This is a genomic window from Rugosimonospora africana, from assembly GCF_016862975.1.
Classification (GTDB): Bacteria; Actinomycetota; Actinomycetes; order Mycobacteriales; family Micromonosporaceae; genus Rugosimonospora; species Rugosimonospora africana.
The window spans coordinates 65,409-78,994 of record NZ_BONZ01000025.1; the positions used below are offsets into that span (position 1 = coordinate 65,409).

Here is a 13,586-nt window from a genome sequence, read left to right on the forward strand (position 1 = left end):
GGTCAGGGGTAGTAGCGCACCCAGTCGACGTGCATGACCACCTGCGCGGGCGTGCTGGCGTTCGCCGCCGGGATGCCGTTGCCCGGCCCCTTGTCCTGCTGGATCACCAGGTGCATCGGCTTGCTCGGGATGGTCAGCGCTGTCCCGCTGGTGGCCGAGTCGTAGACCTGTGTGCCGTCCAGGGACATCGTCACCGAGTTGGCGCGCCACTCGACGGTGTACGTGTGCCACGCGGTGAAGTCGCCGCTGCGAGTGCCGGTCCAACTGCGCGCGCCGCCCGGCTGTAGGACGGACAACTCCAGTGTCTTCTTGGCCGCGTCGGTGTCGCCGGCGAACTTGATCCTGCCGTCGGCGGTGTCGTTGTCCGACTGCGGCCACAGTTCGAGCACCTGCCGGTACCCGGAGCCGGCGTCGAACCGGGCCCGTACCTGCCACTTGCCGTAGAGGCGGTTGCCGTTCGTACCGCACCAGCACAGGCCGCCCGACTTGTTCGCGGAGGCGGTGGGGCTGTTGCCGGCGCCGAGTACCTGAAGCTCGCCGCCCGCCACCCGGACCATCGTGGAGTTGTACGTGGAGCCGGCGGTGGTTCCGTAGACGTTCCACATGCTGGTGTTGAGCGCCGAGGTGAAGTCGTCGCTGATCGGGCCGGCCGGCTTGGCGGCGGCGTGAGTGGGGTTCGCGGCGGTGGGGGAGGAGCCGCCGCGGCTGGGGCCTGCCGACGGGCTGCCCGACGTACCGGCGGCGGCCTGCTCGCCGCCCGTGCCGCCGGCCGGCGCCGAGGTGGCCGCGTCGCTGGGCCGGCCGGAGCCGGCGACCGTGACCGCCGACGGGGCGCGGTCGCCATCCGACCCGGCGAGCTTCACGACCGCGAACACCCCGCCCAGAAGTACGACCACCGCGGCGGTGGCGAGCGCCAACCAGCCCGCGCGGCCCCGCCGGCCTGGAGCGTCCGACCGGTCTGGCTCGGCGCTTCCGGCGCCGCGCCGCGACCCAGATCGGTCTGCGGGCGCCAGCGGCGGTGCCGATGTCGGCGCCGGACCGGGCGCGGGTGGCGCCGACATCAGGTACGGAGCCGGTGACGTCGGGCTCGCGGAGACCGGCGCGCGCGTGACCGGCGATGTCCTGACCGGCGATGTCGTGACCGGCGGCGCGGTGACCGGCTGGGCCGGGAATGCGGCCGGGCCCGGTGGTGGGGCCTGCCGCACCGTGCCGAGGTCGGCCGCGGTCAGCTGGGCCAGGGCGTCGGTCGGTGTGTCGAGGGCGCCGGTGCCGGCGTCGGCACCCTCCGCGGCAGGCGGGGACGAGGTCGGTGGCACCGGTGGCGTGTGGCTGGGCGCGACCGGCCAGGCCTGGCGCTCCGGGTTCGGCGGGCTCCACGAGGAGCGGCTGTGGGGTTCGTCGCCGTACGAGGTCACGCCACCAACCTCACAATCAGTTCCGGACAGCTCGCCGAACGGAACAGTAGCGGTGCGGCCCGGTCGCCTCCACCCCGTCCGCGGTCCGGGCACGGGAACGGACGGCGGAGCCCTTTCTGGTACCCTTGATGCCAAGGTCGAGAGGCGCTGCAACGGACTCCGGTCCGCCACGCTCGACCTCGTTCCTTCTCTACCAAGGGCGCCTCCGAATTTTCGGAGGTGGTCCAGTGGAGACGTCCGTGAGCCGGGTCGATGGCGCCGTCCAGCTCGACACAAATCGGGCTCTGAAGGATCTTCTGGACCAGCGGATCGTCGTGCTCGACGGTGCCTGGGGCACCATGCTGCAGCGTGCCGGGCTGACGCCCGAGGACTACCGCGGCGACCTGCTGACAGACCACCCGCACGACGTCACCGGCGACCCCGACCTGCTGAACCTGACGCGACCGGACCTGATCCTCGACGTCCACCGCAGATACCTCGCGGCCGGGGCGGACATCACCACCACGAACACGTTCACCGCGACCCGTATCGGCCAGTCCGACTACCACTTGGAGTCGCTGGTCCGGGACATGAACCTGCGCGGCGCCCAACTCGCGCGGCAGGCCGCCGACGAGGCGGGCGGCAAGTTCGTCGCCGGTTCGATCGGGCCGCTGAACGTCACGCTCTCGCTGTCGCCCCGGGTCGAGGACCCGGCGTACCGCGCGGTGTCCTTCGACGACGTCCGCGACGCGTACGCCGAGCAGATCCGGGCCCTCGCCGACGGCGGCGTCGACCTGCTGCTGATCGAGACGATCTTCGACACGCTGAACGCCAAGGCCGCGATCGCCGCCGCCCGTCAGGTGGCACCGCACCTGCCGCTGTGGATCTCGGTGACCATCGTCGACCTCAGCGGCCGCACGCTGTCCGGGCAGACCGTCGAGGCGTTCTGGCGCTCGATCGAGCACGCCCACCCGATGGTGGTCGGCGTGAACTGCTCGCTGGGCGCGGCGGAGATGCGCCCGTACGTCTCCGACCTGTCCCGGCTGGCCGGCACGTACACCGCCTGCCACCCGAACGGCGGCCTGCCCAACGCGTTCGGCGGCTACGACCAGACGCCGGACGAGTTCGCGGGGCTGATCCGGGAGTTCGCCGAGTCGGGAATGGTCAACATCGTCGGCGGCTGCTGCGGTACGACGCCGGCGCACATCGAGCAGGCCGCGGCCGCCGTCGCCCGCCTCGCCCCGCGCCCGGTACCGGTGCCGCCGGCCGCTACCCGGTTCAGCGGCCTGGAGCCGTTCGCGATCGGCGCCGACACCGGGTTCGTGATGATCGGCGAGCGCACCAACGTCACCGGCTCGGCCAAGTTCCGCCGCCTCATCGAGTCGGACGACTACCAGGCGGCGGTGGACGTCGCGCTCGAACAGGTCCGCGGCGGGGCCAACCTGCTCGACGTCAACATGGACGCCGACCTGCTCGACAGCGAGCAGGCGATGACCACGTTCCTGAACCTGATCTCGACCGAGCCCGAGGTCGCCCGCATCCCGATCATGGTGGACAGCTCGCGGTGGAGCGTGCTGGAGGCCGGGCTCAAGTGCGTACAGGGCAAGGGCGTCGTCAACTCGATCAGCCTCAAGGAGGGCGAGGAGGCGTTCCTCGACCACGCGCGACGCATCCGGGACTACGGCGCCGGGGTGGTCGTGATGGCCTTCGACGAGCGGGGGCAGGCCGACACCACCGAGCGCAAGGTGGAGATCTGCGGCCGGGCGTACGACCTGTTGACCAACCAGGCCGGGTTCGCCCCCGAGGACATCGTGTTCGACCCCAACGTCCTCGCGGTCGCCACCGGCATCGCCGAGCACAACGGGTACGCCAAGGCGTTCATCGACGCGCTGCCGCTGATCAAGCAGCGGTGCCCGGGCGCGCGTACCAGTGGCGGCATCTCCAACCTGTCGTTCTCGTTCCGCGGCAACAACGTGGTACGCGAGGCCATGCACTCGGCGTTCCTGTTCCACGCGGTACGCGCCGGGCTGGACATGGGCATCGTCAACGCCGGCCAGCTCGCGGTATACCAGGACATCCCGGCCGAGCTGCTGGAACTCGTCGAGGACGTGCTCTTCGACCGTCGTTCGGACGCCACCGACCGCCTGGTCGCGTTCGCCGAGACGGTCAGCGGGCGTGGCACCCGCCGAACCGTGGACCTGTCCTGGCGGGAGGCGCCGGTCGAGGAGCGCCTGGCGCACGCGCTCGTGCACGGCATCGTCGACTTCGTCGAGGCCGACACCGAGGAGGCCCGCAAGGCGGCCAAGCGCCCGCTCGACGTGATCGAGGGGCCGCTCATGGACGGCATGAAGATCGTCGGTGACCTGTTCGGCTCCGGCAAGATGTTCCTGCCGCAGGTGGTCAAGAGTGCGCGGGTGATGAAGCGCTCGGTCGCCTACCTGGAGCCGTTCATGGAGGCGGAGAAGGAGCAGGCGCTGCGCGAGGGGCGCGCCGAGCTGGGTCGCGGCCAGGGCAAGGTCGTGGTGGCGACGGTCAAGGGCGACGTGCACGACATCGGCAAGAACATCGTGGGCGTCGTGCTGGGCTGCAACAACTACGAGGTCGTCGACCTCGGCGTGATGGTCCCCACGGCCACCATCCTCGACACCGCGGTCGCCGAGAACGCCGACGCGATCGGGCTGTCCGGACTGATCACCCCGTCGCTGGACGAGATGGTCGCGGTCGCCACCGAGATGCAACGCCGCGGGCTGAAGCTGCCGCTGCTGATCGGCGGTGCCACCACCTCGCGCCAGCACACGGCGGTACGCATCGCCCCCGCGTACGACGGCACGACGGTCCACGTACTCGACGCGTCCCGCGTCGTCGGCGTGGTCTCCGACCTGCTCAACCCGGACCGCGCCGACGTGCTCGCCGAGGCCAACCGCGCGGAGCAGGAGCGCCTGCGGGAGCAGCACGCGGCGTCCCGGCGCAGCCCGATGCTGGGCCTCACCGAGGCCCGCGCGAACCGGGAACGGGTTTCGTTCGACGACCTGCCGGTCCCTGCCTTCACCGGGTTCCGCACCGTCGAGCCGGACCTGACCGCGCTCCGCGAGATGATCGACTGGCAGTTCCTGTTCCTCGCCTGGCAACTGAAGGGCAAGTACCCGGCGATCCTCGAGCAGCCGGTGGCCCGCGAACTGTACGACGAGGCCAACGCCCTGCTCGACCAGATCATCGCGGACGGCTCCCTGACGGCCCGTGGCGTCTACGGCTTCTGGCCGGCCCACTCCGACGGCGAGGACATCGTGATCGACGCCGGTTCGTCGGTGCGCCTGCCGATGCTGCGCCAGCAGACGGCCAAGCCCGACGGCCGGCCCAACCGGAGCCTCGCCGACTACGTCGCGCCGGCCGGCGACCACCTCGGCGGGTTCGCCGTGGCCATCCACGGCGCGGAGGACCTGGCGGCCAAGTTCGAGGCCGGCAACGACGACTACAAGTCCATCATGGTCAAGGCCGTCGCCGACCGCCTCGCCGAGGCGTTCGCCGAGTACCTCCACCTGCGGGTGCGGCGCGACTGGTTCGAGCCGGACGCGAACCCGGCGATCGAGGACCTGCACGCCGAACGGTTCCGCGGCATCCGTCCGGCCCTCGGCTACCCGGCCAGCCCCGACCACAGCCAGAAGCAGGTGCTGTTCGATCTGCTCGGCGCCGACCGGGTGGGCATGGGGCTCACCGAGTCGTTCGCGATGACCCCGGCCGCCAGCGTCAGCGGACTGATCTTCGCGAACCCGTCGTCGCGGTACTTCACCGTCGGGCGCATCGGTCGCGACCAGGCCGAGGACTACGCGGCCCGGCGCGGCATGAGCCTGGCCGAGGTCGAGCGCTGGCTGCGTCCCAACCTCGCCTACGAACCGTCCCCGCAGTCCTGACCGGCCCGCAGTCGCGACCGGCCCGCAGTCGTGACCGGCCCGCAGTCCTGACCGGCCTCGGGTCGCCGGCCGACTCGGTAGCCTGAGGAGAAACTCACCCGCCGGATGTCCCGGACGCGGCCGGCCCGTTCGTCCTCCTTGTGAACGCGGGCCACCGGGCCCGCCGACACGAGGAGTACGTCATGGCGCAGTACCTTGCCCTCACCTACACCGCCGACGTCAACTGGTTCGATCCGGAGCACGCCGAGGCGCTGACCGAGTACCGGCAGTTCGCCATCCAGGACGCCGGCAGCATCCTGGCCAGCGCGGTGCTGCACCCGACCAGCACCGCCACCGTCGTGCGGGTCACCGGCGCCCGAGGCGGCGACGTGGTCACCGCGGACGGCCCGTACGCCGAGACCAAAGAGGCGCTGACCGGGTACTACCTGATCGAGGCGGCCGACCTCGATGAGGCGATCGCGATCGCGGCCCGCATCCCGGCCGCCTGGGACGGGGCCGTCGAGGTACGCCCGGTCCTCGCCGCGAAGTAGCCGGCGACGGCCGTCATGCGCTCGACCGCGCGCCCGACCGCGAGGTGCTCGACCGCCATGCCCGACGTGCACGACCGGCTCGCCGAGACGGTCCGGGTCGAGGGAGCGAGGATCCTCGCCACCCTCGTCCGGACCATCGGCGACCTGCAGATCGCGGAGGACGCCGTGCAGGAGGCGGCCCTGGTCGCGATGCGCGACTGGCCGCGCACCGGCGTTCCGGAGCAGCCACGTGCCTGGCTGACCGTGGCCGCCCGGCGCAAGGCCATCGACATCCTGCGCCGGGAGGGTCTGCGGGCGGCGAAGGAGCGTGACGGCGCCGACCTGATCGAGTTGACTGCCACCGACCCGCCGCCCGACCACGTCGTGCGTGACGACCAGTTGCGGCTCATCTTCACCTGCTGCCACCCGGCACTGTCGCTCGAGGCTCGGGTGGCGCTGGCCCTGCGTACCCTGTGCGGGCTGACCATGGCGCAGATCGCCGCGGTCCTGCTGACCAACGAGCCGGCGATGGCCAAGCGCCTGACGCGTACCCGGCAGAAGATCGCCGCCGCCCGGATCCCCTACCGGGTACCGTCCGCCGCGCAGCTGCCCGGTCGCGTCGGCGCGGTCTGCGGCGTCGTCCACGCGCTCTACACCGCGGGGCACGCGCCGCGCTCCGGTGAGGAAGCCGTGGACGTCGACCTGTGCGACGAGGCGGTACGCCTGGGTCGGCTGCTCCGCCGACTGCTGCCCGACGAGCCGATGCCGGCAGCCGTACTCGCCCTGATGCTGCTGACCGAGGCGCGCCGGCCGGCACGCGTCGACCGGGCGGGCGACGTGGTGCCACTGTTCGACCAGGACCGCTCGCGGTGGGACGCGGCGCTGATCGCGCAGGGTCGCGGGCTGCTCGACTTCTCGCTACGCCGTACCGAGGGGATCGCCGACCCGTACCAGTTGCAGGCCGCGATCGCGGCAGAGCACTCGCGGGCGCCGAGTTACCGGGCCACCGACTGGCCGGAGATCGTCCGGCTCTACGACCTGCTGTGTACGGTCGCACCGAGCCCGGCCGCGGCGCTGAGCCGGGCCGTCGCGGTGGCGGAGGCGAGCGGTACCGGCGCGGGGTTGGCGGCCCTGGAGGCGGTGCCGCCGTCGGAGCGCTGGCACGCGGTACGCGCCGAACTGCTGGCCCGTGCCGGACGGTACCCGGAGGCGATCGAGGCGGTCACCGCGTCGCTGGACGGCGAGGCGACCGAGGCCGAGCGCCGGTACCGGCAGCGCCTGCGCGCCCGGTGGATGCGGGAGTCGGCGACGTGAGCGTGTCCCAGGCGGCCATCGCGCAGGTGATGACCGCTTCCAGTTCGGCACGGTCGGCGCCGTCGCGGGCTTGGATGGACAGGCCCTGCACCACTGTGGCGTAGTAGCGCGCGATGGCGTCGAGGTCGGCCCCCGACGCGGTCAGGTCGCCGTCGGTGACGCCGCGGGCGAGCCGGTCCTTGATGGTGGTGTGTTGGTCGCGCCGGATGTCGGCGAGGAACTCGCGGACCGGGTGGTTCTCCACCGCGCCCGTCGGCGCGGCCAGGATGAGCATGCAGTAGTGCGGCGTGTCGGCTCCGGTGATCTGATCGGCGGTGGCGCGCAGCATTTCGTGGACCGCGGCGCGTGTGGTGGGCTGTTCGCGCAGGGCCCGCCGGGGCGGCTCGCCCGAGGTCGCACCGTAGAGCGCCATGACCTTGCGGAACAGGTCCTCTTTGCTGCCGAAGCAGGCGTAGATGCTGGCCGAGGCGATGCCCATGGCCTGTGCCAGGTCGTTGAGCGAGGTGCCCTCGTAGCCCCGTTCCCAGAACAGGTCCAACGCCTGGCGCAGGGCGGTGTCCGGGTCGAAGGTGCGCGGCCTGCCGCGAGTAGCCATGGGGATGCGTCTCCGTGCTTGTTTGTCGTTCGATCAAGTTTACCTTGACCCGTGCCGTACGAGCATGACATGGTTTGTTGGTCGTTCGATAATCAAAAGGAAGCCGATGACATGACGATTCCCGCGACCATGCGTGCCCTGCAGCAGACGTCACTGAACGGCCCGCAGGACCTGCGCCTGATCACCGACGCGCCGGTACCGAGCCCGGGCCCGGGCGAGGTCCTGATCCGGGTCACCGCCGCCGGCGTCAACTTCGTCGACATCTCGCAGGCCCGCGGCATGTTCGCGGGCGGCCCGCAGCCACCGTATGTGGCCGGCATCGAGGGCGTCGGTGAGGTCGTCGCCCTCGGCGAGGGAGTGACCGGCCCGGAACCCGGCGCGCACGTCATCGGCGTTGGCATCAATGGCGGCGCCTTCGCCGAGTACCTGGTGCTGCCCGCGGCCGCCGCGGTCCCGGTGCCGGCGGGCTGGGTCGACGAGCAGGCACTGGGCCTGGTCGTGAACTGGCCGACCGCGCTGGCCGCGCTCAAGCCACTGGGTGGCGTCGCGGCCGGGCAGACGGTGCTGATCCACGCCGCGGCCGGCGGGACCGGCCAGGCCGCGGTGAAGCTGGCCAAGCACTTCGGCGCGACGGTGATCGCCACGGCTTCGTCGGGAAAGCACGAGGTGGTCCGGGCACTGGGCGCCGACCACGTCCTCGACTCCCGCGGCACCGACATCGCCGCCGAGGTTCTGCGGCTGACCGGCGGCGCGGGCGCCGACCTGGTGCTGGAGTCGGTCGGCGGCGCCACTTTCGACGCCAGCCTGGCCGCGGCCAAGCGGGTCACCGGTCGGGTCGTCGTGTATGGCATGGCCGGCGGCGAGACCGCGGTCACCAACTGGGACCTGGTCTACAAGCACCAGGTCCACGTCATCGGCCTGAACATCGGCATCCTGATCCAGGCCGCACCGCAGATCTTCGGCGAGGTCATGGGCCAGTTGTTCGGGCTCCTCGCGGCCGGCGTGCTCGGCCCCGGCCAGCCGACCGCGTACGAGTTGGCCGACGGGCCGAAGGCGCTCGCGGAACTGGAAGCGCGGGCCACCGTGGGCAAGCTGGCGCTGTTGACCTGAGCAGGCCGTGACGCCGGGCGGCGGGTCCTCCCAGCTTCTCCTGCGAACAGGCGCCCTCCGCGCGGTGGTGGGGCCCGAGCGCTCGGGCCCCACCACATCGTCTCGCTCTAGCTATCGTCTCGCTCTAGCTGAGGTTGACCGCCGTGTCGTCGATGACGAACGAGGTCTGCAGCCCCGAATCCTCGGTTCCGGTGAACCGGAGCGTGACCGTGGTGCCGGCCAGCGACGAGATGTCGTAGCTGCGCTGCGTGTAGCCCGAGACCTTGTTCAGGTTCGACAGCGTGACCAGCGTCGACGAGCCGGCCTGGACGGTCAGCTTGTCGTACGCGGTGGTCGTGGTGGTCTCGGCGGTGTCGATGTGCGTCCAGAACGACAGGGTCGCGTGGCAACCCGCCGGTATCGAGAACGACTGGGTCAGCGTGTCGGTGTGGGTCGTGCCGTACCCGTCCAGGTAGGCGTTCCAGGTACCGGTGCGCGCCGGCTCACCCTGGGACGAGTTCTGGCCGATGACGCCGGTCGAGGCGGTCCACCCGGTGGAGCCCGACTCGAAGCCCGGGTTGGTCAGCCGCTGGCCGGAACAGCTCCCGCCGCCGGTCGGGGTCGGCGACGCGGAGGTGGGTTCCGTGGTCGGGCCGCCGTCGGTGCAGGTCGCCTCGCCGGACTGGGCCGGTACGCTCACCGCGTTCCAGGCCGCCTTGACCGTGTTGAACGCGGCGCAGTTGCCCGGGGTCAGGTTCTTGGCCGCCTGCAGGGTCCAGACGCGGTACCGCAGGTACGACGAGCCGGTCGTCTTCATCAGCATCGCGTTGTACATGATCTTCGCCGCGGTCTGGATGCCGAGCCCGGTGACCGAGGTGCTGTTGCAGGTCGGGCTGGTCGGCTGGCCGTTGGTCGGGCTGGTGCCCTCGGCGACCAGGTAGAACCAGTGGTTGCCGGGACCGGCGGCCGCGTGTACCTCCTGCGACGGCGTGCTGCTGGAGTAGCAGTTGGAGTCGCCGGCCAGCGACGGGTTGTACATGTACCGGATCGGGCCACTGCCGACCAGGTTGACCTTCTCGCCGACCTGGAAGTCGGGGCCGTCGTAGGCGGACGGCTCGTTGGCGTACCACTCGGTCTCCGCGCCGAACGTGTCGGCGACGAACTCCTGGGTACCGCTGCCGGAGATGCCGCCCGGCGTGTGGTCGTCGACTCCGTGGCCCATCTCGTGGCCGACCACGTCGAGTTCGCCGATCCACTGGTTGGCGGTGTTGTGGCCGACCGCGACCTGGGTGCCGTCGTAGTAGGCGTTCTCGTCGTTCAGGCCGATGCGGATCGGCCAGGCGCCGCCGCTGCCATCCATGCCGTTGCGGCCGAGCCAGCTGGACAGCATCTTGTACTCGGTCTGCGCGGTGAACAGCGCGTCCACGCAGCCGGTCTCCTTGCTGGTGGCATTGCCGTTGCCCCACGCGTCATCCGTGCCGGTCAGCGTCGCGTGGGTGGTGAAGTCCTGGCAGCTGAGGTTGCGGATGGTGGGGTCGGCCATCGAGTAGGTGGTGCCCGAGTGGGTCGTGTTGATGGTCACCGGGTTCGGGCCGTTCCACGCGGCCGTACCGGTTCCGTGAAGCACGTGCTCCTGCGTGTGCAGCACGGTACCGGTGATCGCGTCGACGTCGACCGAGAGGCGGCTCGGGCCCTCCGCCCCGGTACCGTCCACAATGGACTCCCAGGCGAGCCTGGGCGTGTCGAGTGCGTACACCACCAGGGTCGTACCCTCGACCGTGGTCGGGTTCGTGACCTGCTTGCGGGCCACCGCCTCGGCGTCGGCCTTGGCCAGCGCCGGGGTGACCGACAGGTTGCCGATGGCCTGTTGCTGGGCGACCGAGGTGTTCGTGATCTGGCCGGCGGCGTTGATGACGACGACGAAGTCGCCACCCACCACCTGCAGGCCCTTGTAGCTGCGGTCATAGGGGACGTACTGCATGCCACCCGACGAGATCACCGGATGCTGGATGAACGCGTCGTCGGCGCTCGGGTGCACGACGGCGGGTCGGGTGGATACGAACGTGGTGGCCGTGTTGGCCGCCAGGGCCTGGACTGCCGCGGTGCTGTTGGGTGACGGCGGTGAGGCTTGGACAGCTACGGCGGTGCCGACGGTAGCCAGCCCAACCGCGAGCGCACCCGCTGCCATAGCGAAGCGTGGTGTGAACTTCAAGGGTGCCCCTCTTCCCAGACGGCGCGGGCCATCGCTGTTGCGAGGCCCCGCGCCGGAATTGATGGAATGACGTTAGTCAATGCAGGTTGAATAACCGCACGGGCGCGCGCCGATCCGTCGGTCACCCTTCACCTTCATCGACTGACGCCGATGAGGGACGATGGCACATCACTGCTCACCTGCACAAGAGCGAGGAACCCGCGCAACCCTTGTCGCCACCCTGCGATTCCGACGACGCCGCGACGGGGTTGGCACGTCGTTCTCCCGGACGCTTGCGGCGCCGATTGCGGATCGCATTCCGATGACGCCGTAAACGCGTCAGAAACACCGGTAAGGGCTTCGCGAATGGATGGTGGCGACTTCCTCGGTATCGATGTGTCTTGATGGGATATGTGCCGGGGCGGCTGCGTCGCCGGGCCCAGCCGCGCCCGCCGCCGCGCCAGCCGCGACCGCCGTCGAGCCGAGCCGCGCGTCCGGCTGGCTAGTGGTCCGCGGGGATGCGGTAGACGGACACGTGAGACCGGGACGCGGCGGTGAACGCCGCTCCGCTCCAGTCCGCGTGCCGGGTCTCCAGCTCGAATCCGGCCAGCGCGGCCATCAGGTCAAGCTCGGCCGGCCAGATGTACCGGTGCGGGCTACGGGTGAGCCGGGCCTGCCGGCTCTCGTCAAACCGGAAGTGATGCGAGACGACGTGCTGGTGCAGGACGTCGTAGGTGTCCAGGCCGATGTAGCCGGGCTCGGAACTCCACACCACGGCCGATTGGCCCGGGGGAAGCTTGCGCAGTTCGGGTACCCAGAGCTCGATCACGAACCGGCCGCCGGGCGTCAGATGGCGAGCCGCGTTGCGGAAACACTCGACCTGCTCTGCCTGCGTGAGCAGGTTGGAGATTGTGTTGTAGACGAGGTAGACGAGGGTGTACTTCCCTGGAGCGGTCGCGGTCGCCATGTCGCCGACGATCACCGGGATCGTCGCCTCGTCTGCCTTCGCGCGCAACTGGTCGAGCATCGGGCGGGACAGTTCGATGCCGGTGACGGGTACCCCGCGTTCGGCGAGCGGGACGGCGACCCGGCCGGTACCGATGGCGAACTCGAGAGCGGCTCCGCCGTTCGCGAGTTCGGCGAGGCGGTCCACGGTGGGCCCCAGCACGTCGGGTGCGAACTGGCCGGTGCCCGGCGTGTCGTACCGCGACGCCGCGTCTTCGTCCCAGATCCCGTCCTGTTGCATGTCGACCACGATCGCCGCGCATGTCCGTGGTGTCCAACGATTTCCGGACTCCGGATAACCCCGAAACCGGTCGCCGCCCACCGGATGCGCCAGGTCGGGGCCGGTCTCCCCAGACGCGTCCTCACCTCTCAGATAAGGCCTGTGGCTCCCAGATGAGGCCGTGTCTCCCAGATGAGGCTGGGCCTCTCAGATAAGGCCGTGCCTCTCAGATAAGGCCGTGGGCTCCCAGATCGGTCCGCGTCCGCCCATCGGCCCCGCGCTTTCCCAGACGGTCCGCTCGTCCCCAGACGAGGCGGGGGAGTTCAGACGCGGCGACGCCGCTCAGAGGAGGCCACCGCCTCCCGAACGGTTCGGTGGAGTTCAGAGGCCCCGCCTCCCCCGAACGGGGGACGAGGTGACGAGAACGCGTAAATCACTCGAAAACCCCGCCCGGGACTATGTGACAATAACTCTCATACGGGGCTAGTCGGATGCGGCGGTTGAAACCACCATAAACAACTCCCGCCCGAGTGCGCGTCGTCCGGCATGTGTCCGAAGTGGAGATTCCGCTGACGGGACGGACCAAGCCCCCCGATGTCGCTCGTTTGGAAGGAGCAACATGTTCAACACACGCAAGCGGACGCTGGCGGTCGCAGCCCTCACTGCGGCACTGGCGATCGGTGGTCCCGCCGCCGCGGCCAGCGCGGCGGGCTCCCTCTCGTCGACCCCGATGGGTGGGGGAACGACGGGGAGTGCGTACGCACCCGACCAGCCCGGCGCGCAGGCGCCCGAGCAGTCGAACGGATCTGGGCAGTCGAACGGCTACGCGCCCACGCAGGTTGACGGGTACGGCGAGTGCGCCGCAGCCGCGCCGACCGAGGCCGCACCCACCGAGGCTGCGCCGACGGACGCCGCGCCGACCGACGCCGCGCCGGCATACGGTGCACCGACGGGCGGAGCGCCGATGGGCGGCGCACCGACGGGCGGAGCGCCGATGGGCGGGGCCCCGTGGGGCGGGGGCTCGAAGGATGACCACAGCAAGGCTGGCCAGGAGATGGGCGGCAGCTGGGGCGAGGACGGGAAGTCTGACCCGAAGGATGACCACAGCAAGGCCGGTCAGGAGATGGGCGGCAGCTGGGGCGAGGATGGCAAGTCCGACCCGAAGGATGACCACAGCAAGGCCGGCCAGGAGGATGGCAAGTCCGCGCCGAAGGACGACCAGGGCAAGGACGGGAAGACCGACCCGAAGGACGACCACAGCAAGGCCGGCCAGGAGGATGGCAAGTCCGCGCCGAAGGACGACCAGGGCAAGGACGGCAAGTCCGACCCGAAGGACGACCACAGCAAGGCCGGTCAGGAGA

At 70.7% G+C, this 13,586-nt stretch carries 8 protein-coding genes, 1 pseudogene and 1 riboswitch; of the genes and pseudogenes, 5 read left to right on the forward strand and 4 right to left on the reverse strand.

The annotated features are described in order from the left end of the window. Positions 1-2: 2 nt before the first annotated feature. Positions 3-1,415: a glycoside hydrolase family 16 protein gene (locus Raf01_RS13320; RefSeq protein ID WP_203918152.1), complete on the reverse strand. Its 1,413-nt coding sequence runs from the start codon at positions 1,413-1,415 to the stop codon at positions 3-5. A 133-nt stretch (positions 1,416-1,548) separates the two neighbouring features. Then, a riboswitch (S-adenosyl-L-homocysteine riboswitch) is annotated at positions 1,549-1,627 on the forward strand. An 84-nt stretch (positions 1,628-1,711) separates the two neighbouring features. Here Raf01_RS13320 and metH point away from each other — a divergent pair. The 3 genes from metH to Raf01_RS13335 all read left to right on the forward strand — a co-directional run bounded on the left by metH (position 1,712) and on the right by Raf01_RS13335 (position 7,125). Beyond that, a complete protein-coding gene (gene metH / locus Raf01_RS13325) occupies positions 1,712-5,302 on the forward strand; it encodes a methionine synthase (RefSeq protein ID WP_239133580.1) in 3,591 nt (1,196 codons plus the stop codon). Between the two features lie 182 nt (positions 5,303-5,484). Beyond that, entirely contained in the window at positions 5,485-5,832 is a 348-nt protein-coding gene (locus Raf01_RS13330; RefSeq protein ID WP_203918153.1) for a YciI family protein, read from the forward strand. 57 nt (positions 5,833-5,889) lie between these two features. Further along, positions 5,890-7,125: an RNA polymerase sigma factor gene (locus Raf01_RS13335; RefSeq protein WP_203918154.1), complete on the forward strand. Its 1,236-nt coding sequence runs from the start codon at positions 5,890-5,892 to the stop codon at positions 7,123-7,125. Here the strand turns inward: Raf01_RS13335 and Raf01_RS13340 are convergent. Then, a complete protein-coding gene (locus Raf01_RS13340) occupies positions 7,034-7,720 on the reverse strand; it encodes a TetR/AcrR family transcriptional regulator (RefSeq protein ID WP_203918155.1) in 687 nt (228 codons plus the stop codon). The genes Raf01_RS13335 and Raf01_RS13340 overlap by 92 nt on opposite strands. A 111-nt stretch (positions 7,721-7,831) precedes the next feature. On the opposite strand from Raf01_RS13340, the gene Raf01_RS13345 reads away from it, so the two are divergent. Then, on the forward strand, positions 7,832-8,830 hold the full coding sequence (locus Raf01_RS13345) for an NADPH:quinone oxidoreductase family protein (protein WP_203918156.1): 999 nt from the start codon (positions 7,832-7,834) through the stop codon (positions 8,828-8,830). Between the two features lie 124 nt (positions 8,831-8,954). On the opposite strand, the gene Raf01_RS13350 is transcribed toward Raf01_RS13345, so the two are convergent. Beyond that, positions 8,955-10,997 carry a M4 family metallopeptidase gene (locus Raf01_RS13350; RefSeq protein WP_203918163.1) on the reverse strand — a complete coding sequence of 681 codons (2,043 nt, stop codon included), beginning with the start codon at positions 10,995-10,997 and terminating at the stop codon, positions 8,955-8,957. 505 nt (positions 10,998-11,502) lie between these two features. Then, positions 11,503-12,246: a class I SAM-dependent methyltransferase gene (locus Raf01_RS13355; protein WP_203918157.1), complete on the reverse strand. Its 744-nt coding sequence runs from the start codon at positions 12,244-12,246 to the stop codon at positions 11,503-11,505. 598 nt (positions 12,247-12,844) lie between these two features. Between Raf01_RS13355 and Raf01_RS13360 the strand changes: the two are divergent. Then, positions 12,845-13,586 (forward strand): annotated as a pseudogene (locus tag Raf01_RS13360) (hypothetical protein); the annotation flags it as partial.

What these genes read in the sequence shown, in the direction of transcription:
- Raf01_RS13330 (WP_203918153.1), top strand. Translation starts at nt 5,485, where the DNA reads ATGGCGCAGTACCTTGCCCTCACCTACACCGCCGACGTCAACTGGTTC.
- Raf01_RS13335 (WP_203918154.1), top strand. Translation starts at nt 5,890, where the DNA reads ATGCCCGACGTGCACGACCGGCTCGCCGAGACGGTCCGGGTCGAGGGA.
- Raf01_RS13340 (WP_203918155.1), bottom strand. Translation starts at nt 7,720, where the DNA reads ATGGCTACTCGCGGCAGGCCGCGCACCTTCGACCCGGACACCGCCCTG.
- Raf01_RS13345 (WP_203918156.1), top strand. Translation starts at nt 7,832, where the DNA reads ATGACGATTCCCGCGACCATGCGTGCCCTGCAGCAGACGTCACTGAAC.
- Raf01_RS13350 (WP_203918163.1), bottom strand. Translation starts at nt 10,997, where the DNA reads ATGGCAGCGGGTGCGCTCGCGGTTGGGCTGGCTACCGTCGGCACCGCC.
- Raf01_RS13355 (WP_203918157.1), bottom strand. Translation starts at nt 12,246, where the DNA reads ATGCAACAGGACGGGATCTGGGACGAAGACGCGGCGTCGCGGTACGAC.